Source organism: Veillonella parvula DSM 2008, assembly GCF_000024945.1.
GTDB lineage: Bacteria > Bacillota > Negativicutes > Veillonellales > Veillonellaceae > Veillonella > Veillonella parvula.
Genome location: NC_013520.1, coordinates 526,090 through 546,848 on the forward strand (window position 1 = coordinate 526,090; position 20,759 = coordinate 546,848).

Consider the following 20,759-nt stretch of genomic DNA (forward strand, 5'->3'; position numbering starts at 1 on the left):
GGGTTATATGCCTAAATTATCTAATGCTTTAACTGCTTCTTTCTGGATATCAGGTACTAGGTGCGAATATGTATCTAAGGTTAATGTAATTGTAGAATGGCCTAGTCTTTCTTGCACTATTTTAGGATTTATTTTCTGAGATAGTAGAAGTGTAGCATGGGTATGACGGAGATCATGAAATGTTATATGGTCTAAGTTTAGTTGTTTTAATATTGGTATAAAATATCTAGATTTAAAATTGCTTGTTGATAGAATTTTTCCAAAGGTACCTGAGATAACAACTCCATAGGAATCAGTCCATTTATCTCCTAATTCTTTGGCATAATTGGATTGGAATTCTTTATAAGTAGTCAATTCACTTTGTAATTCTTGGCTGATAGGGATACAACGACGAGAAGTTTTTGTCTTTGTATCTTGAAATATTTGCCCTTTAGTACCTGTTTGTATTGTTCGTCGTACTGATATATGTCCATGTATTAAATCTACACAGTCCCAGCATAGTCCAAATACTTCACCTAGCCGCATTCCTGTGCCTAAGGCAATTTTTGTTGCGATATAGGATGAGTAATAATTAATCCTATAAGGCGAGGATATATTATTACTAACTTGTTGTTTCATTGTGCTTGTAAGCTGATGAATCTCATCGAGTGATAAGGTATGAATTTCTGTAGTTATTAATCTAGGTGCTTTAGTTAATTTAATAGGATTTTTTAGTAATAAACCGATATTTACTGCATATTCAAATAGTTCTGAAAGATAACGTCTAGTACAACGTATAGTACTAGAAGATATGATATGTCCTTTTTTACCTTTTAATGTTCCATTACTCCAATTATTCAGGACTGTTTGTACTTGTTGCGGTGTAATTGAAGCTATTTTTATTTCACCTAAGAGAGGAAGAATATATAGCCTCAGTGTAGAGTCATATTTCTGAAATGTTTTAGGCTTTACACTAACTTTCTTTACATCTTGTAGCCAGTAGTTACAGATGTCCTTTAGTTTTGTATTTTTAGATGAGAAAATAGAAGTATTTTGTTGTGTAGCCTCTATCCATTGTTTTCCTAATTTATATACTTCTAATTTTGAGTTTCCAGAGAAGGCACGGCGAATTAACTGATTATCCTTGGTAATACTAAATTGGCCTCGCCATTTTCCTTGGCTTTGATAAAATGTGCCTTCTCCATTAGATCTCCTTAGATTTTTCTTTTGAGACATGTATAGGTTTCCTTTCTTTGCCTTTAGCAATGTATGGCGTGAAAGTTGATGAAGTAATCTTTTGTTGGAAGCGTTTAGCTTGTTTGATTAGAGCTTCCTTATCATCGGTAAAGATTTTTACGCTTTTTTTAGCACGACTTACATCTACATAAATTTTATTACGAGTGTTGGAGTTCTTTTGTGTACTATCATGTACAATAAGAGCGTTATCAACAGTAATACCTTGTGCTTTGAAAGTAGTCATTGCATAACCATAATCAAAATGTTTGTATTCTCTTGTATCAAATATTACATTTTGATTTGTGTTGGTTTGTACGGTAACTTTAGGTCCGTTGATGTTTATGATTTTGCCAAGTTGTCCATTTTTTATTCCTACTGTTTCCCCAGTAGTATCTTTGAGTTTGTAGTCATTTTTAGTAAAAATGACTTTTTCGCCAATAGCATAAGGATTAGAACTTTCTATACCATACTGATTGACGCTAGTTAGTAAATTTTCATTTTTTAGAGTACCTTTTTCTATTAGTCTTTTATGGATTTCAGAATTGAGTTCGTTACGATCATTGTTGCGAGCTACTAAAATAGCACTTTTATCTTGTTGCTCAAGTGTATAATTACAGTATTCGTGAATTACAGAATTCAAGCGATATTGTCGTTGTGGAATTTCTTTAATACTGTTATCTATATAAGATAGTGGAGATTGTTTTTCTATATTTTCAAATTTGCCAGATAAAGCTTCTACTGTTTTCCTAAGATTAGAACCTTCTTCTTGCCTATTGATTTCCCTCATACGAACAGTAGGTACTTGTTCATTATCTTTTCTAGTCATTCTAGCAAATGCATTACCTGTACCAATTGGAAGTAATTGGTTTGGGTCACCAAGAAAGACTACTTTAGCATTTCTTCTTTCAGAGGCTTCTAGAATATTACTTAGTAGGTGATCTGTTAACATGGAGCTTTCGTCTACTATCCAGACTTCTGGTGTTTCTGCTTTTTTTACAGATGAAAAATCCCAGAAGTTATGAGGCGTAGTGGGTGAAAGGTGATTTAGATATTTATGAATAGTTTGAGACGAAATTGCAGCTTCTGACTCCAGGGCCTCTGTTGCTTTTCCTGTAAATGCCATACCTATTACATTAACTCCTTGAGATTCGTACAGTAATTTAGCTTGTTCAAGCATAGTTGTTTTACCAGAACCTGCTATACCTTCTACTGCAATATATTTGTTAGAAGATGATAACATTAAATTAATAGCTTCTTTTTGCCCTTTTGAAAGCTCCCAACCTTGAGATAGTTTGAGATTATTGGAAAGAATATCAATTTTTGTATTAGCATCATTTTGGTCTAAGGTGCTATAATTTTCAATTTTGGGGCCTAAAAGGAGTGAATCAATATACTTGGCACGAGCCAAGTTTTTAGGAGTTGTAAAATATATCTCATTATTTAGTTGACGAAAGCCAACTTGTATTAAAGTACTTTGTAAGTGGTGTTCAAATATATTTTCAAATTCTGATACAGTTACGCCAAGCATTATACCTTGTTTATATACTTCAATCATTAAGTCTGACTTAGAAAATGCATAGGACTTTTCTTGTAGATTGTCAATGGACTTTTTTAATATATCATTGAGTTTTAAGGGCCTTGATGTATCCTTATTATGTGTAGATTTATTTATTACAAAACCGCCTAAATTATCAATAGTTTTGCGCCATTCCTTCTCTAAAGTTGCAAGATCTTCTGGTGGTTTTGGCCGACGAGAGGCCAGACCTGCAGCGTGTGCGCCATCCCATGTATCAGAAAAGCCTTGATTGGCTTGATAATCCTGAATTTGATGTTTTCTTTTTGAAAAATAATCGATTAGAGTATCATTTATACCTTCAATTTCAAAATGTATATTTTTCTGATCTTTGCTCAAGGATTCCCGTAGGGGAATCCTTTTTTCTTGTAAAGCTTTAGATAATTCATTGTCATACATTAAAGAGAATAGGTATTGGTTTGAGTGAATAAATCGGTCCTCAATCGTCATAATTTTGCTATTTATCATTGTCTTTCTAAAAAGTAAGCAATGGGTATGTAATTGTGGATCTTGTTCTCTAGATACCCTATGTTGCAAACACGCAAATAAAGCATTTTTAGTTTTTATATTTTCTGTTCGATTATCTTTATTTGTATGCTTGCGCCATACTACATAATTAGATTCAACGAAAGTTAAGACATTTTTAACCGCTTGATTATGTGCATCTAGAAGATCATATTTTAATGCAGGATTTAACATTGCAATTGAGATAGATTTTGGTGGAGAGAAGGTTAGATCTATTGCCAATTTTTTTGCATCGGGAGTCAATTCGTCTTTTAATGTATTTACTTTTTGTTCGTAATTATCTTGCGATAAAGGTGTTATAGTACTTTTATATGGATTCGGAATATCATCTCCTATAGAGGATAACAATCCATTACCAAACCAAAAGTCCTCTTGTGTAATTGTACGACTATAATAATCATCTTTATTATAGTATTGTCCTGCTTGAATGGTGGACACATTGGAGGTTGTGACCATAGTAGATTATTCTCCTCTTTTATACTTGTTAATTAAATCTTCTCCATAACGATGTTCTTTATATTCATTAAACTTTATTCTATGGGGCTGTATATTTGGCTTAAATGAATTTACTGTTTTTCTATCAATAGGGTCAAAGTGTTTTATATTGGGATTTTCACTGAAGAACAATTGAGGAATTACTAAATTAAAAGGATTAAAACCTAATATCTTTCCGTATCCTTTAAATGGTGGTAGCGACTGTAATTGACTTGGAAGAATAAGTGATTTAGTTGTTGTATCTTGGCTAATTGAGGGGATAGGACTACCGTTTTGAGGTAGTTGAATTGATTCTTTGTATTCAATAATTTCCTCTACACCAAAGTTATCCGCCAGCTCTTTTGCAGTAGTTGCATCGTTAATCCGTAATACTATTTGCGTGCCAAAGTTATTTAAGAATGATTGCATTACTTGCGGTCCATATTTTTCTCTTAATAAACCAGGATCTTGTGTTAAAGCAAGAATACTGATGCCATAACTTCTACCTTTTGTGATTAAATCAGGGAGTAATTGAATCTTGTTAACGCTACCAATTTCATCAATAATAAAATAAAGTCTACAATTTTGGCTTTCAGGTAAAGTAAGTGCTTCGTTAATCATGATATCCATGACTAGTGATAATAATGGAGCCATGATTCGTTGGCGATTAGCAGGAACTAATAAATATAAGTTTGGTATAGTTCCATCTGTTCGTTGATACTCTTCTCTAATGTATTGTTTAAAAGAAAATGGAGTATTATTATCGGTTGAATCTTTTAAGTGCATGAAAGGCTTTAGACCGCTTGCAAGAGTTGCTAGTATAGAGGTAAAGGTATTATCTGGAGCGTTTAAGTACTGCTTAGATGTTATTAGTGTTGGTGGTAGGGAGTTAATAGCTTCTGTTAGATATTCTGTAGACTGTTTAAAAAATTCTAGAATGTCACGGTTCGTTTTACGCCCCTGTAAATCAAGATACTTTAAGCCATCTGCAAATATAGCACCCGCAGCTAATCCCCAGAATGGATCTTTTGCACCTTCCTGTTCAAATAGGATAGAGGCGAAGGTATCATAATCTGAAATATCATCAATATCATTAAATATTGACCAACTAATACTACGTTTATCAAAAGGGCAAAAAATGTAGTCATCGGGTTCTGCAAATTTTCCTACGAACTCAGGTTTTACATCTGTAATAATATAATGGCGCTTATCATTATATTTTTGGCTATATGTATTAATTTGATTAAGAAACTGACTGAGCAATACAGATTTACCAGAGCCACTAGCACCAAAGACAAGAATATGTTTACATTCGGTATCAGTGGGGATATTTATATTTCCAATGGATAAAACATGAGGTTTGTTTTTGGTATATAAACTAATTTGCTTTTGAGATAATAATTGCATACCACGCTTATGGAGTGCTTTTTTTGATATAGATGTATCTTTTAGATATTGACTATAATTCCAATATAGAGATATCCCTAAACTTAATAAAAGTGTTATCAACCAGTATTTTTTGTAATTTTCCTTCAAGGTATAAAGTTGATTATTGGTTAAATGGTCGATTACATCTTTATAATTTTTGAATGGGATTTTATTGTTAGGATTTACCTCAAAGTCAAATGTATGACTTGCAATAAATTGACCGATTTGCGTTTTATAAGTATCTGGCTTTATAGGGTTAATATAATTTAATACTACTTCTTTTGTTACATATATATTTTGAGTGGATATGATATTTTCTGATTGATAAAGAAAGCTATAAAATAGTCCTCCTGATGCAAGCGTTTGAAGGAGTAATACGCCAATTAATATATTTCTTAGATATTTTTTCCAGATAGCTAACGTAATTTTTCCTCTTTTGAGTTCTTTAAAAGCAATATTGTTGTTAATATTCGTCATGGTGCTAGTCCTTTCTGTAAATTGTAGAGCAGATTTCTTCAAATTTATCTTCTGCACTATATAATTCATATAGCCCTTTAAAAAGGCTTAATGTTAAAACTTCAAGTCGATCTAGATTTTGATTTAAAGAGTTATAAAAGTTTGAATCTATACAAGTATTTTGTTGAAAATGTTGGTCAATTAGACTTGTGATATAACTTGATATACTTTTATTCTCTAAGGCTGCAATATTTTTAATTTGTCGTTTTAATTGTGATGTGCAATAGATTTTTATAGATTCATTTAGGTCTGTATTTGCCATAAAGGTCTCCTTTGTATTTTAGGGTGGATTAGTAGAGTAGATAGTGCCTAATCTACTTCATACACCATACGCACTGCATGCGGAGGTATATATTGTAAATAGTGGTAGATTTTTTCTGTGTTATTAATAGGTATATTGTTATATTTAATCTAGGAATATTAGAGGTTAATTTAAATGAATAGTCCCTATAGATAAGCCGTTAGTAAGTAACTTATCTATAGGTCTATTCCTATATACCTAGTTTTTTACATTAATTTAGAAATTAATTCATTATATTTGTAAAAAAAAGACACTAAAGACTTGTATTTTAGCCTCTAGCGCCTCTCGCTGCATAGATTTAAAGTGGTATTTAATTTGTGCTTTTTTCTAAAGCTTGTTCAATCTCGAACATATTTAATTTTGCCATTAGGAAGTTCGATAGGAAAATATTTACGTTTTTGTTGAGAATAATTTGGATTTGTTTGCATATAATGGGATATCCTTATTGAATATTAAAATTAGCTTTACAATAGTCATCTAAAGCATTTTCTGGGATTAGTATTTTATGACCTATATGAATGCAATTTAAGTTTTTAGTTTTAATTAGATTGTAAATGTGACTCATACTTACATTTTTTGCAAAGTATTCCTCAGCAGCTTCGCGTACAGTGTAGAGTTTCATTCTGCTCACCTCTCGTTGTGTAAAAATAGATAATTAGATATAATTAAATAATAGGAAATTTAACCACTTAAAGTTCTTTTAAATGGTAAATATATTTCTTTTTGGTTAATAAATTAACTAAAAAGAAATTTCTTGTGAGTTAATTATATTATATATGAAATAAAAAAACAATAGAAAATAAATGAAAGGGTATTTTATGGGATTTTTTGACTCTTTGATGAATGTTCATATTACAGATATGTCTATTAAGAGTGAATTTTCTAATAGATTGGAAATATTAATTCGAGAGTTTGGTTTACAAAAAAAACAACTTGCTAAAGAACTTGGGGTATCGGCTGTTGCAATTACAAAATATGCAAAAGGGCTTTCTATGCCTTCATTTGAAATTATATCTGCCATTGCTGATTATTTTAATGTAACTGTAGATTTTCTCTTGGGAAGAACGGCAATTCCTTTTTTAGAAAAAGATTTTGTATATTTCCGTCCTATAGGAAAGATTAATTATAGTTTTTATATATATAATAAGGATCAAGAGAAAGAGAAACTTGAAGGAATTTTAGAATATATCTTTGGGTTAACTGTATGGAACATGGAGTTACCTAAAGATGAAACAGCTTTAAATCAATTTTTGTGCTTTAAATTTTTAAAAGCGGATAGTAACCAACGCTTATATGAAGCCCTTTTCCTAACAGATGAGTTGAATGTTAGAGAGTTTTTATTTGAGATGGAAAAAGCACTTGGATTTCCATTTATGAATGATTACGCTGGTCCAATGTCAGTAGACTCTCAATATCTTGCAAACTTATTGATTTGGAATGAGGCTAGTATTAAACCACCTATAGGTAGCTTACCACTTAACGAGCCACAGTATTTAGCTACTTTATCGAAACCAATATCTAATGAAAAAGTTCGTTTAAATTATATGTCAACAAGTGGAGCCATGCCTCATATGACTAGGTGGCTTGCCATGAGTGAGGAGGAGCGAAGAGATTTGTTGATGAGACGTTTAAGGCGTATTAAAAGAAGTTTCAAGTAGTAATGGTAATAAAGGAGAATATTATGATTAGAGATAATATTGAGGCAAATAAATTTATAACACCGAATAGTTTAGACGTCGAGCTTTTAAAAATAAATTTTCCGTATTTTTTTAATGATTCTGGAGAATTCCTATTAGAGCAATTTAAGCAACAATTAAAGAAACAAGATATTACTTTCAATAAAGAAGGATATGAATTAAATTTTTTAGGAAAGGCTTATGCTAGATATCTAAGTGGAGCAAAAACAGAAACCTTTCTTGCACCTCATGTTGAACATAATAGATTAGATAAAAATAAAAATAGTGAGAATGTTTATATAATCGGCGATAACCTTGAAGCATTAAGACATTTGCTTGGTTCGTATATTGGAAAAATTAAATGTATTTATATTGATCCGCCATATAATACAGGAGAAGATTTTATCTATAATGATTCTTTTACCTTTACTGCAGATGATTTAGTGGATCGTATTGGAATCGATAGACAGGAGGCCGAACGCATTCTTGATTTAAATGGTAAGTCCTCGCATTCTGCTTGGCTAACATTTATGTACCCTCGTTTAGTTTTGGCAAGACTACTTTTGAGAGAGGATGGTGTTATATTTATTTCTATTGATGATAATGAGTATGCTAATTTAAAGCAAATTTGTGATGAAATATTTGGTGAAGAAAACTTCCAGGCTGATGTTGCTGTTGTAGCAAACCCTGGAGGACGAGATTATAAGAATATTGCTATAACAAATGAGCATCTTTTGATTTACACTAAAACTATAGAAACTGAATTAAATGAATTAGAGAAAAAGGTAGAGTTTAAAAGATTTGATTCTAAGGGCGGTTATGAACTAAGAGAATTAAGAAATCGTAATCCTAAGTTTACTAAACGTAATCGGCCTAATTTATATTATCCATTTTTTATTAATCCTAATAGTATACAGGAGGATAATACATGTTTAATTAGCCTTGAGGCGAATGATGAATTTTTTATTGAGGTATATCCCAAAAATTCAAAAGGAGAGGATAGTTGTTGGCGCTGGGGAAAGAATAAAAGTTTAGAAAATATTAATTCTACCAGCTTTGATCTGTCTAATTTAGTAGCTCGTAAAAAAAAGAATGGTGGATATAATATTTATGAAAAATCTAGAAAAGCAACAACAAAAGCAAAGTCGTTATGGAATGGTGTAGGATATAGAACTGAAGATGGCACTCGTTCTTTTAATGAGTTATTTGAAGAAAGCTATTTTGATCATCCAAAATCTCCAGAATTAATTAAACAATGCTTAATTATAGGTATGTCAGAAGATGATATTGTTTTAGATTTCTTTAGTGGTTCGGCTACAACAGCAGAAGCTATTATGCAGTTAAATGCATCAGATTTAGGAAATCGTAAATATATTTTGGTCCAGTTGCCAGAATCAATAAATGAAAAAGAGCTTGCCTATGGAGCCGGTTATAGAACTATTGATGAAATTGGTAGGGAGCGAATATCTCGTGCGGCTAAAAAAATAAATCAAGAATATGGGGTAGATATTGATAAAGGATTTAAGATTTATGAAATTAAACCATTAAGTAATAACATTCTAGATAAGCTTGATATGTTTGATGCAGATAGTTTAATTCTTGAGGATATGGTGAAATTATTTGATACGGACTGTTCACAAGGAAAAAATGCTATATTGATGACGTATAAAATTATGGATGGTTATGGTTTTACTAGTTCGATAGCACCATATCAATTAAAAAACTATGTTGCTGATAAGATTGAAGATAGTCTATATATTATAGAGAACGGATTAGCATCAGAAGATGTGTTCGAGTTAATTAAGCAACTAGAAAATAGAACATTAAATATAAATAGATTAGTCTTATATAGTTATTCAATTGAATTTAGTGTTCTTCACGAATTAAGAAGAAATATTTCTAATTTACAAAATAATAAGCATGTTGAATTGATAGAGAGGTATTAAAATGGAAATTAAATTAGCTGTTTTACCTCATCAAACAAAGTGTGTTAAAAGTATTGCTAGTGTTTTTGATTCAGTGAATATGGTAGAGACGGATGAGCCTTCTGCAAATCCTATTTTTAGTAAAGAGGATATAACACTTAAAAATAATATAGATAAAATTCAATCAGGCTTATATGAGTCTGTTATACCGGTTGAGTCTAGAACTAGTATTGCAAATGAATTTGGTGTGGATATTAAAATGGAGACAGGAACAGGTAAGACTTATTGTTATACAAGACTTATGTATGAACTTAATAAGCTATATGGTTTTTTCAAGTTTATTATTTTAGTTCCAACGACTCCTATTAAAGAAGGAACACTCAATTTTATTCAGTCTAATTATGCTATGCAGCATTTTTCAGATTTATATCCAGGTAGAAGGATAGAGTTATCAGTATTAAATGTACAGAAGTCAAATAAAGGCCGTAAAATGTTTCCTCAAGCAGTGGCAAATTTTGCTAGATCTACTGTTCTTGAGAAAAATAAAATCAGTGCGTTATTAATGACTAGTGGAATGCTTATATCTAAAACAACAATGGATACAGATTATGATCAAACTTTATTAGGTCATTATTCAAAACCTTATGATACATTAAAAGCTACTAGACCTATTGTGATTATAGATGAACCCCATAAATTCAAGCGTGAAAATACAGCTTATAAGAGGCTGATAGAGCGAATTGACCCGTTATGTATAATCCGCTTTGGTGCAACTTTTCCCAAAAAAAGGGGACAACAAGAAAGAGATTATAATAATTTGCTTTTTAATCTTGGTGCTTGTGAAGCATTCAATAGTAATCTTGTTAAAGGTGTTGAAACTCAATTAATTGAGCAGGAATCTTTAAATGAAACTAGAGTTAAGGTTTTAGATATTAAACATACTAATCCTAAGTCTTGTGTGATTCGAAATGAAAAAAGTGGTAAAAGTTATACATTAGCTTTAAATGATTCTTTGTCAACTGTTAGTGATGACTTTCATGGTGTAATAATTCAATCAATTGGTAAAACAGAGGAAGAAACTATAAAAAATGGAATTACATTATCAAATGGTCAAATTCTAGCTAAAGGGGATCAAATATATGCTGGTGTATACAGTAATACATACCAGGAATTAATGCTAAAACAAGCGATTCAAAATCATATTGAACAGGAGAGAAATAATTTTTTTAGAGAAACGAAAATCAAGACCTTATCACTATTCTTTATTGATTCAATTGAATCCTATCGTGGGGATGATGGTATAGGCCCGTTACGTTGTAAGTTTCAAGCGTTATTAGAAGATTCATTAGAGCGAGAGTATAAAAGATATGTAGAGTCTACTAATCCGATAGAAATAGAATATTGTGATTTTTTAAAAACATCATTGCTTGATATTGCACAAACTAATGGTGGTTATTTTGCAGAGGACAATTCTACTAGTGATATTGATATACAAAAAGAAATTGAACAAATTTTAAAAGACAAGCAATCATTATTAAGTTTTAAAGATGAGTATGGTCGGTGGAATACGCGGAGATTTATTTTCTCTAAATGGACACTTAGAGAAGGTTGGGATAATCCTAATGTTTTCCAAATCTGTAAATTGCGTTCTAGTGGTTCGGAAATTAGTAAACTACAAGAAGTTGGTCGTGGATTACGCTTGCCGGTAGATGAATATGGCAATCGTTTGTCTGAGGAACAGTTTTATTTAACGTATCTTTGTGATTATTCTGAAAAGGGATTTGCAGAATCTTTAGTTACGGAGATTAATAGTGACTCTTTTCAAAAATCCATTTCAATTATGGAGCTATTACCTAAAGTCGCTGCTGATAAGGGGATAACTCCCAATGTACTAATGGCTGAATTATTATCTAAATGCTATATTAATTGTAATGGTGAGATTTTTGAAGAAAAAGCAGAAAAATTCTTAGAGGAGTATCCGGAATTTAATATAGGTTTAATTCAAGGAAAAGTTAGAAATAAAAATAAAGATAATAAAGGTCATGTTGGAATTCGCTCTAATAAATTTGATGAAATTAAAAATCTTTGGAAAAGTTTAAACAAAAAATATTATTTAGTCTTAGATGATATTTCAGATGAATATTTGGATAAAGCTATATTGTCTATTCTTAAAAGTGGAATTAAAGAATCTGTTTATGCTTATACGGTTAGAAAAAGTCTTGTATTTGATAAAATGCAGGCATATGTTCGTGATGAACCTACTAAATCTCAAGTTCTTGACCAGAGCATTAAATATGGAGAATTTTTAAAGCAAGTTCATCAGAATACAGGCGTACCTATTATATCCATGCATAAAGCTTTGTGCTTATATAATAAGACTAATCCTTTAGATGATACATTCTTTAACAAGAGAACATTATCAAAGTTTATCGAACTATTTCAAGAATGGTTTGAAAAAGCCTTCTTGAAAAGATTTTCTTATAAACCTTTAGGAATAGAAAAACGAGAGACAGCTTTAACAAATTATAATGGTGAGGTTAAGAATGAAATAGCACAAGGCGTTGTTGGGATTATCCGTGATAATCAAATGAAGGTACCTGATAATTTTTTGTATGATCAAGTTGTATTTGATAGTCCTAAAGAGAAAGAAAATATTCAAAAAAGTGATATCGATGAAGTGGTTGTATTTGGGAAGATACCGAGAAAAAGTATTCAAGTTCCGCTTTATTTTGGTGGTACTACAAGTCCTGACTTTATGTATGTAATAAAAAAAGATTCTGGTTATGAAGTAAATCTTATAGTAGAAACCAAAGATATTGATCGCACCACTACTTTAAGGGGCACAGAGGGGCTTAAAATTGAATCTGCTAAAAAGTTTTTTGATGCTTTAAAAGAATCAGGTGTTAATGTTGTTTTTAAAGCGCAATTAAAAAATAATGATATTGTGCCAATGATAAAAGGGCTACAGGAAAATTAGTAATATTAAATCAGTATCTATAATAGTTTGAATAGTTATTTTATGTAGTGGAAAGAGAAAAATGCATTTTTAGTTGCAATAAAATATATAATAGATAGAATATAAAGATTAAATATACTGATTGTGTAGTAAATATAATGTATATATATTATATTTACTTAAAATGTTGTATAGAAATTATTTTTTCTTTCTTCTAAGCCGTGGGTCGGGGGTTCGAATCCCTCCTGGATCACCAAAGAAATAAGCGGATAGTTCATAATGAGCTATCCGTTTTTGTTTGCGTTTTTAGCATAGTTACACATAAAAAAACTGTAAAAAGATAAACCTGTATTAAAAATGAATAAAATTTCATAAACTAATATATGAATGAGTAAAAAAATGTACTTATAAGATGGTATAAGTCTAAAAAAGAATTAAAATAATACTATAAAAACTGGATTTTTGTATGATGATAAAGCATGAATGAAAAATGAATTTATCTTGATTGTTATATTGATGATTTTATATAATTATAAATATTATGGTTAATTATAAGCTTTCATATGTAAGTATGAGGTTTTATAAATAGATATTTAGGTTATAGTTCTTGTAATAGGAGTGTTTCATGAATAAGATTTTCAAGGTGATTTGGAGCAAAAGCAAAGAGTGTTATGTAGTTGTGTCTGAGATAGCTAATAACTATAGTGCTAAAAAAGCTGTATTGACTAGTGTTTTTGCTGTGTTGGCGGTAACTGGTGGTGCAGCTCATGTTATGGGGGCGACTTTACCGTCGGAGCTAACAGACAAAGGCTCTATTAAAATCGGTCAGTATGCAACTACAAGTAATATGTCTAGTATAGTTATAGGGACAAGCAGTCAATTTAGAACTTCTTCAGTTGATGGGTATAGGGCAATTGGTATTGGCTCTGGGATTATTGCTAGTGGTAATAATAGTGTTTCTATCGGTGGACATTCTCGAGCAACAGAAGATCAGGCAATTGCTATTGGGGGTGCGTCTGATGATAGTGGTGCTAAAGCGACTGGTTCTCAATCTATTGCTATCGGTGGTAATACTGTAGCTAGTGGGGATTCTTCTATTGTAGTAGGTGGTGATGACGTAGAGGTTGCATTCGCTAGAACTGTAACTTATACAGATATTAACACTGGACAAGCGAAAACTGGTACATTGAGACAGGCATCTATTGATTTGGCGAATATCCAATTGCCTCAATATATCACCGCTACAGCTAGTCATGCAGGGACTGCCATTGGGATGAAAACTAAAGCTGGTGACTTGGGCCTTTCTCTCGGCATGGGGGCGGATTCCGCTACTCGCCTAGATGGTAAGGCTGGTAATGTAGTTAACGCTATCGCTATTGGTGCCGGTGCAAAAGCTAATCGGGATAACTCCATTGCAATCGGTGGTGGTGCTAATACTGATGCAGCGGGTGTAGCACAAACAAGCTATACTATGAGTAATGGAGATACGGTTAACTGGGCCGGTGGTGAAAATGTGTTGCCTGGTGACGTTGTATCCTTTGGTGCTCCTGGTTATGAACGTCAGCTTAAAAATGTAGCTCCTGGTATTGTCAGTGCAACTTCTACAGATGCAGTGAATGGCTCTCAGTTATATGCAATAGCTGAGAAGACTTTATCTAAATATATTTCTATTAAATCTGATTTGGCTGGGAATAAATCTAATAAAGGTGCAGAAGCGACTGATTCTATGGCTATAGGTCCGGATGCTTCTACAACAACTGCTGCTACTAAAGGGACTGCTTTAGGTACTGGTGCAACTGTTACTGTAGCGAATGGTGTAGCTGTAGGTTCACAGTCTAAAGCGAGCACAGCTAGCGGTGTAGCAGGCTATAATGTAAACGACTCTAGAACCGATAAATATGGTGCTTTATCCGGTAAAGCATTGACATCTACTTTAGGTGCCTTTGCTGTAGGTAATGAGACGAATACACGTCAAATCACAGGTGTGGCTGCTGGTACAGCTGATACAGATGCTGTAAATGTGGCACAGTTAAAGAGTGTGAACTTAAAAGTAGCTGGAGACAGTGGAACAGGTGATGTTAATCTTGCTAATAGTACTTTAAATATTAAAGGTGCTGGTCTTGCTAAAACTACTGCATCTGGTAAAGATGTAACCGTAACTGTGTCTGAAAAAGCAGTTAAACAAGAAGCTGTTAAAGCGGTTACAATGGCAGCAGCAGATCCTAATGGTCCGATTACTGTGACACCTGAGCTTAGTGCGGACAAAGATACAGCAACTTACAAAGTTGGTATTGATCCAACTAAAGTAGCTGAGACTACTAAGTTGACTTATAAGGATAATGATGGTGCAGATAAGACCGTTACATTAAAGAAAGGTTTGAACTTTAAAAACGGTACTATGACGACTGCTACAACTGCTGCAGATGGAGTAGTAACGGTTGATATCAATGATGATACAAAGGCTAAAATTAATAATGCCGCAACAAATAAGCTAGATAATCTTACATCAGATGGTGAACAAAAGGTTAAGAGCTTGTCCGCATGGAATGTAAAGGCTAATAACAGTAATGCTGAAACAGTAACAGGTGGAGATACCGTTACATTTAATGATGGCTCTAATATCGCTATTACTCAAAATGGCAAGACATTTACTGTAGCGACTAAAAATGATGTAAACTTTAATACTGTAACAGCTACGACAAAGGTGACAACACCTGCGGTAGAAGGGCTTACTAATACGTCCTGGACACCTGGTACTACTACTCCTGTTAGTGGTCGTGCGGCAACAGAAGATCAATTGAAAGCCGTTGATACACAAGTAGTAACAAATAAAGATGATATTGCTACGAATAAGGCTAATATCGATAAGAATAAAGATAATATCGCAAAGAATGCGGACAACATCACGAAAAATGCTACAGAAATTGCTACAAATAAAGGCAATATTACAACCAATACGCAGAACATTGCAACCAATACGGCAGCCTTGGCTCGTAAGATCTCTTTAGGAGGTAATACTGGTAGTACAACAGAGAAATCCTTAAGTACAGGTGATGTGAAGTTTAATGTAAAAGGTGCGGGTCTTGTAACGACTTCTGCAGCTGGTGATGATGTAACCGTAACTGTGACAGAAAAAGCAGTTAAACAAGAGGCTGTTAAAGCAGTTACAATGGCAGCAGCGGATCCTAATGGTCCGATTACTGTGACACCGGAGCTTAGTGCGGACAAAGATACAGCAACTTACAAAATTGGTATCGATCCAACTAAAGTAGCAGAGACTACTAACTTGACTTATAAGGATAATGATGGTGCAGATAAGACCGTTACATTAAAGAAAGGTTTGAACTTTAAAAACGGTACTATGACGACTGCTACAACTGCTGCAGATGGAGTAGTAACGGTTGATATCAATGATGATACAAAGACTAAAATCAATAACGCTGCAACGAATAAGTTAGACAACCTTACTCCAGATGGTGAACAAAAGGTTAAGAGCTTGTCCGCATGGAAGGTGAAGGCTAATAACAGTAATGCTGAAACAGTAACAGGTGGCGATACCGTTACATTTAATGATGGCTCCAATATCGCTATTACGCAAAATGGCAAAACTTTCACCGTTGCAACAAAAGATGACGTGACGTTTAACAGTGTAACAGCTGGTTCGAAAGTGACAGCACCTGCGGTAGAAGGTCTTACTAATACGTCCTGGACACCTGGTACTACAACTCCTGTTAGTGGCCGTGCGGCAACAGAAGATCAATTGAAAGCCGTTGATACACAAGTAGCAACAAATAAAGATGATATTGCTACGAATAAGGCTAATATCGATAAGAACAAGGATAATATTGCAAAGAATGCGGACAATATCACGAAAAATGCTACAGAAATTGCCACAAATAAAGGTAATATTGCAATCAATACGCAGAACATTGCAACTAATACGGCAGCCTTGGCTCGTAAGATTTCCTTAGGTGGCGATACAGGTAATACAACAGAAAAATCCTTAAGTACAGGTGATGTTAAGTTTAATGTAAAAGGTGCAGGCCTTGTAACGACTTCTGCAGCTGGTGATGATGTAACAGTAACCGTGACAGAAAAAGCAGTTAAACAAGAGGCTGTTAAAGCAGTTACAATGGCAGCAGCGGATCCTAATGGTCCGATTACTGTGACACCGGAGCTTAGTGCGGACAAAGATACAGCAACTTACAAAATTGGTATCGATCCAACTAAGGTAGCAGAATCTACTATCCTAACTTATAAGGATAATGATGGTGCAGATAAGACCGTTACATTAAAGAAAGGTTTGAACTTTAAAAACGGTACTATGACGACTGCTACAACTGCTGCAGATGGGGTTGTAACTGTTGATATCAATGATGATACAAAGGCTAAAATCAATAATGCTGCAACAAATAAGTTAGATAATCTTACACCGGAAGGCGAACAAAAGGTTAAGACTTTGGCAACATGGAATGTCGCTACTGCTGCTGATGGCGGAACTCATTCTGGTGACTCCACAAGTACTGTAACAGGTTCTGATACAGTGACTTTTAAAGCAGGTAATAACCTAAATGTAAATCAAACTGGTAGAGATATTACATTCTCCTTAAATAAAGAGATCTCTGATATGACTAGTTTAGGTCTTACAAATCCGGATGGTGCAAAGGCAACTATTAAGACTGGAAAAGGTGATGCTCATGTAGGTGAAACAGACCAAGCGGATCGCATTGTTTATACTAATGCAGCTGGTACTGAAGAACAGGTAGCAACATTAAAAGACGGTTTGCAATTTGGTGGCGATAATAATCCTAAAGTTATTAATAAGACATTGAATCAGAAGCTAGAAGTTGTTGGCGGTGCTGATGCAGCGAAACTGTCCGATAACAATATTGGTGTTAATGCAAAGGACGGTAAGTTGCACGTACAATTGTCTAAAGAATTGAATGACTTGACTAGCGCTCAATTCAAAAATGGTAATGCAGTGTCCACAATCAGTGGTGCAGGCACGACTGTGACAGACGGTACGAATACAACTCAATACGGTCCTAAAGGTATGACCATTAATCCAGGTGCGAATGAAATATCTCTTACCGATAAAGGCTTAAACAATGGTGGTAAAGTCATCTCCAATGTAGCGAGCGGTGGTGATGTTGATACTAATGCGGCGAATATCGGTGATGTGAAGAAAGCGGCAGCGGCATCTAAAACAACAGTATCTGTTAATAAGAAAAATACAGAAACTCCGAATTTGGTACTAGAAGAAACTGTAGATCCTGCTGATGGTCATACGAATTACGATATCAAGTTGGCAAATAAAGTTAACTTAGGTAATGGTAATATTGTTCTTGAAGGAACTGATGGTAGCATCAAGGCTAAAGGCAATATTACATCGGAAGGTACTGTAGAAGGCAAAGATCTTAAAGCGGGCGATGTAACGGTTAACAAGGACAATAAAGGTACTGTGAACGGTTTATCCAATAAGACCTGGATTCGTGGACAGGCTCCTGTGAGCGGTCAAGCAGCGACAGAAGACCAAATTCAAGCGGTAGATACTCGTGTGATGGCCGTAGAAGATAAAGTAGCGGACTTCGGCTGGATGGCGAAGAGCAGTGCTACAGGCACAGGTCAAGCAACAGGCAATAACGCAGCGACTAAGGTTGGTGATAAAACGGAAGTAGAATTCCGTGCCGGTGACAACCTCACTATTGATCAAACAGGCACTACTTTCACGTATTCCTTGAATAAAAATATGACAGGCCTTGAAAGTGTATCCGTAGGCGATGTAGCAAATGATAAGCCGGGCGTTGTATTGAACGGTGCTGACGGCACTATGGGCGTACGCGGTAAAGATGGTGCAAATGCATCTATTACAGCGGCTAAAGGTGCTGACGGATTGACAGGTACTGGTGCTGGTAAAGATCGTATCGTTTATGAAACGAAAGACGCTAACGGCAATCCTGTTAAAGAAACCGTAGCAACAATGAACGACGGCTTGCATTTCGCTGGTGATAACGGAAATACAGTTATCGATAAGACATTGAATGAAAAACTCGAAATCGTTGGTGGTGCTGATGCAACGAAATTATCAGATAACAACATCGGTGTTAATGCGAAAAACGGTAAGTTGCACGTGCAATTGTCTAAAGAATTGAATGACTTGACTAGTGCTCAATTCAAAAACGGCAATGCAGTATCTACAATCAGTGGTGCAGGCACGACTGTGACAGATGGTACGAATACAACTCAATACGGCCCTAAAGGCATGACTATTAATCCAGGTGCAAATGAAATATCTCTTACCGATAAAGGCTTAAACAATGGTGGCAAAGTCATCTCCAATGTAGCGAGCGGCGGTGATGTTGATACTAATGCGGCGAACATTGGTGATGTGAAGAAAGCAGCTGCAGCATCTAAAACGACAGTATCTGTTAATAAGAAAGATACAGAAACTCCGAATTTGGTGCTAGAAAAAACTGTAGATCCTGCCGATGGTCATACGAATTACGATATCAAATTGGCTGATAAAGTTGACTTGGGTAATGGTAATATCGTTCTTGACGGAGCTGATGGCAGCATCAAGACTAAAGGTAATATTACATCCGAAGGTACTGTAGAAGGTAAAGATCTTAAAGCGGGCGATGTAACGGTTAACAAGGATAACAAAGGGACTGTAAACGGTTTATCCAATAAGACCTGGACTCGTGGACAGGCTCCTGTGAGCGGTCAAGCAGCGACAGAAGACCAAATCCAAGCGGTAGATACTCGTGTGATGGCCGTAGAAGATAAGGTGGCAGACTTCGGCTGGATGGCTAAGAGCAGTGCTACAGGCACAGGTCAAGCAACAGGCAATAATGTAGCGACTAAGGTTGGCGATAAAACGGAAGTAGAATTCCGTGCTGGTGATAACCTCACTATTGATCAAACAGGTACTACTTTCACGTATTCCTTGAATAAAAATATGACAGGCCTTGAAAGTGTGTCCGTAGGGGATGTAGCAAATGATAAGCCGGGCGTTGTATTGAACGGTGCTGACGGCACTATGGGCGTACGCGGTAAAGATGGTGCAAATGCATCTATTACAGCGGCTAAAGGTGCTGACGGATTGACAGGTACTGGTGCTGGTAAAGATCGTATCGTTTATGAAACGAAAGACGCAGCAGGCAATCCTGTAAAAGAAACTGTAGCCACAATGAACGATGGCTTGCATTTCACTGGTGATAATGGGAATACAGTTATCGATAAGACCTTGAATGAAAAACTTGAAATCGTTGGTGGTGCTGATGCAGCGAAATTGTCCGATAACAATATCGGTGTTAATGCAAAAGACGGTAAGTTGCAAGTACAATTAGCTAAAGATTTGAATGGTTTATCTAGTGTGGAAGTGAAGGACGATAATGGTGCATCTATTGTTATGAAAGGTGACACTATTAAGAGCAAAGATGCAGCAGGAAATACTTCTGTTGTAAATGGTTCTGGCGTGACTATCACACCTGCTAATCCGCAAAATCCAAATGCTGGTACAGTGTCTTTAACTACTGAAGGCTTGAATAATGGCAACAATCAAATCAAGGGTGTCGCAGCTGGTACAGCAGATACAGATGCGGTTAACCTTGGTCAATTGAAAAAATCTAATGCTCAGCTTGCTAATGCAATTGCTAATGTTGAATCCGAAACACAACGAGTAGGCGCTCATGCGGCGGCTATGTCTGCGTTGAAACCAATTCAATATGATCCATTAGAACCAACTCAAGTTATGGCTGGATATGGTAACTACCGTGGTAAGAGTGCAGCAGCATTAGGTCTTGCTCATTATACTAATGAAGATACAATGTTCAACGTGGGTGTTTCCGTAGGTGGACGTCATAATATGATCAATGCCGGCTATACTCACAAGTTTGGTAACAGCGATGCTAAACAAGCTGTACCAGAACGCTACAAAGGCGGTCCAATCAGCTCTATTTATGTGATGCAAGATGAAATGACCTCTTTGAAAGAAGAGAATAGTAGACAGAAGGAAGTATTGGATAAACAACAAGCTGAGATCGAATCGTTGAAAGCTATGGTTAATAGTTTACTAGCCAATAAAGGTTAATAACTAAATATAGTAATTAAAATGATGATTTCGTTATAACATTCTTGTAGTGTTATCCGATATCGTAAAGGAAAAAGG

The 20,759-nt window shown here is 34.6% G+C and carries 9 protein-coding genes; 4 read left to right on the forward strand and 5 right to left on the reverse strand.

Annotated features, from left to right (window positions below; all coding sequences use genetic code 11):
* Positions 1–3 precede the first annotated feature (3 nt).
* From VPAR_RS02230 to VPAR_RS02250, 5 genes are all read right to left on the reverse strand, one after another.
* Positions 4–1,215, reverse strand: a complete 1,212-nt coding sequence (locus tag VPAR_RS02230; RefSeq protein ID WP_012863994.1) for a site-specific integrase — start codon at positions 1,213–1,215, stop codon at positions 4–6.
* Positions 1,184–3,769, reverse strand: coding sequence for a MobF family relaxase (gene mobF / locus VPAR_RS02235; protein ID WP_012863995.1), 2,586 nt, complete (start codon positions 3,767–3,769; stop codon positions 1,184–1,186). The genes VPAR_RS02230 and mobF overlap by 32 nt, the downstream gene beginning before the upstream one ends.
* A 6-nt stretch (positions 3,770–3,775) precedes the next feature.
* Positions 3,776–5,734 (reverse strand): type IV secretory system conjugative DNA transfer family protein, encoded by a 1,959-nt coding sequence (locus VPAR_RS02240; RefSeq protein ID WP_231968146.1) that lies wholly within the window; start codon positions 5,732–5,734, stop codon positions 3,776–3,778.
* The gene (locus tag VPAR_RS02245) at positions 5,697–5,993 is read right to left on the reverse strand and encodes a hypothetical protein (RefSeq protein ID WP_012863997.1); all 297 of its coding nucleotides are present in this window, start codon (positions 5,991–5,993) and stop codon (positions 5,697–5,699) included. Before VPAR_RS02245 ends, VPAR_RS02240 begins: the two co-directional genes overlap by 38 nt.
* Before the next feature lie 481 nt (positions 5,994–6,474).
* The gene (locus VPAR_RS02250; protein WP_012863998.1) at positions 6,475–6,654 is read right to left on the reverse strand and encodes a helix-turn-helix domain-containing protein; all 180 of its coding nucleotides are present in this window, start codon (positions 6,652–6,654) and stop codon (positions 6,475–6,477) included.
* Positions 6,655–6,835: 181 nt separating this feature from the next.
* On the opposite strand from VPAR_RS02250, the gene VPAR_RS02255 reads away from it, so the two are divergent.
* The 4 genes from VPAR_RS02255 to VPAR_RS02270 all read left to right on the forward strand — a co-directional run bounded on the left by VPAR_RS02255 (position 6,836) and on the right by VPAR_RS02270 (position 20,681).
* Positions 6,836–7,690 carry a helix-turn-helix domain-containing protein gene (locus VPAR_RS02255; RefSeq protein WP_231968147.1) on the forward strand — a complete coding sequence of 285 codons (855 nt, stop codon included), beginning with the start codon at positions 6,836–6,838 and terminating at the stop codon, positions 7,688–7,690.
* Between the two features lie 23 nt (positions 7,691–7,713).
* The gene (locus VPAR_RS02260; protein WP_012864000.1) at positions 7,714–9,654 is read left to right on the forward strand and encodes a site-specific DNA-methyltransferase; all 1,941 of its coding nucleotides are present in this window, start codon (positions 7,714–7,716) and stop codon (positions 9,652–9,654) included.
* Position 9,655: 1 nt separating this feature from the next.
* Entirely contained in the window at positions 9,656–12,610 is a 2,955-nt protein-coding gene (locus VPAR_RS02265) for a type III restriction-modification system endonuclease (RefSeq protein ID WP_012864001.1), read from the forward strand.
* Positions 12,611–13,214: 604 nt separating this feature from the next.
* Complete coding sequence (locus VPAR_RS02270) at positions 13,215–20,681, forward strand: YadA-like family protein (RefSeq protein ID WP_012864002.1); 7,467 nt, start codon at positions 13,215–13,217, stop codon at positions 20,679–20,681.
* Positions 20,682–20,759: the final 78 nt, after the last annotated feature.

Coding starts and splice junctions, on each gene's coding strand:
- VPAR_RS02255 (WP_231968147.1), top strand. CDS start 6,836: ATGAAAGGGTATTTTATGGGATTTTTTGACTCTTTGATGAATGTTCAT.
- VPAR_RS02245 (WP_012863997.1), bottom strand. CDS start 5,993: ATGGCAAATACAGACCTAAATGAATCTATAAAAATCTATTGCACATCA.
- VPAR_RS02260 (WP_012864000.1), top strand. CDS start 7,714: ATGATTAGAGATAATATTGAGGCAAATAAATTTATAACACCGAATAGT.
- VPAR_RS02250 (WP_012863998.1), bottom strand. CDS start 6,654: ATGAAACTCTACACTGTACGCGAAGCTGCTGAGGAATACTTTGCAAAA.
- VPAR_RS02230 (WP_012863994.1), bottom strand. CDS start 1,215: ATGTCTCAAAAGAAAAATCTAAGGAGATCTAATGGAGAAGGCACATTT.
- VPAR_RS02270 (WP_012864002.1), top strand. CDS start 13,215: ATGAATAAGATTTTCAAGGTGATTTGGAGCAAAAGCAAAGAGTGTTAT.
- mobF (WP_012863995.1), bottom strand. CDS start 3,769: ATGGTCACAACCTCCAATGTGTCCACCATTCAAGCAGGACAATACTAT.
- VPAR_RS02265 (WP_012864001.1), top strand. CDS start 9,656: ATGGAAATTAAATTAGCTGTTTTACCTCATCAAACAAAGTGTGTTAAA.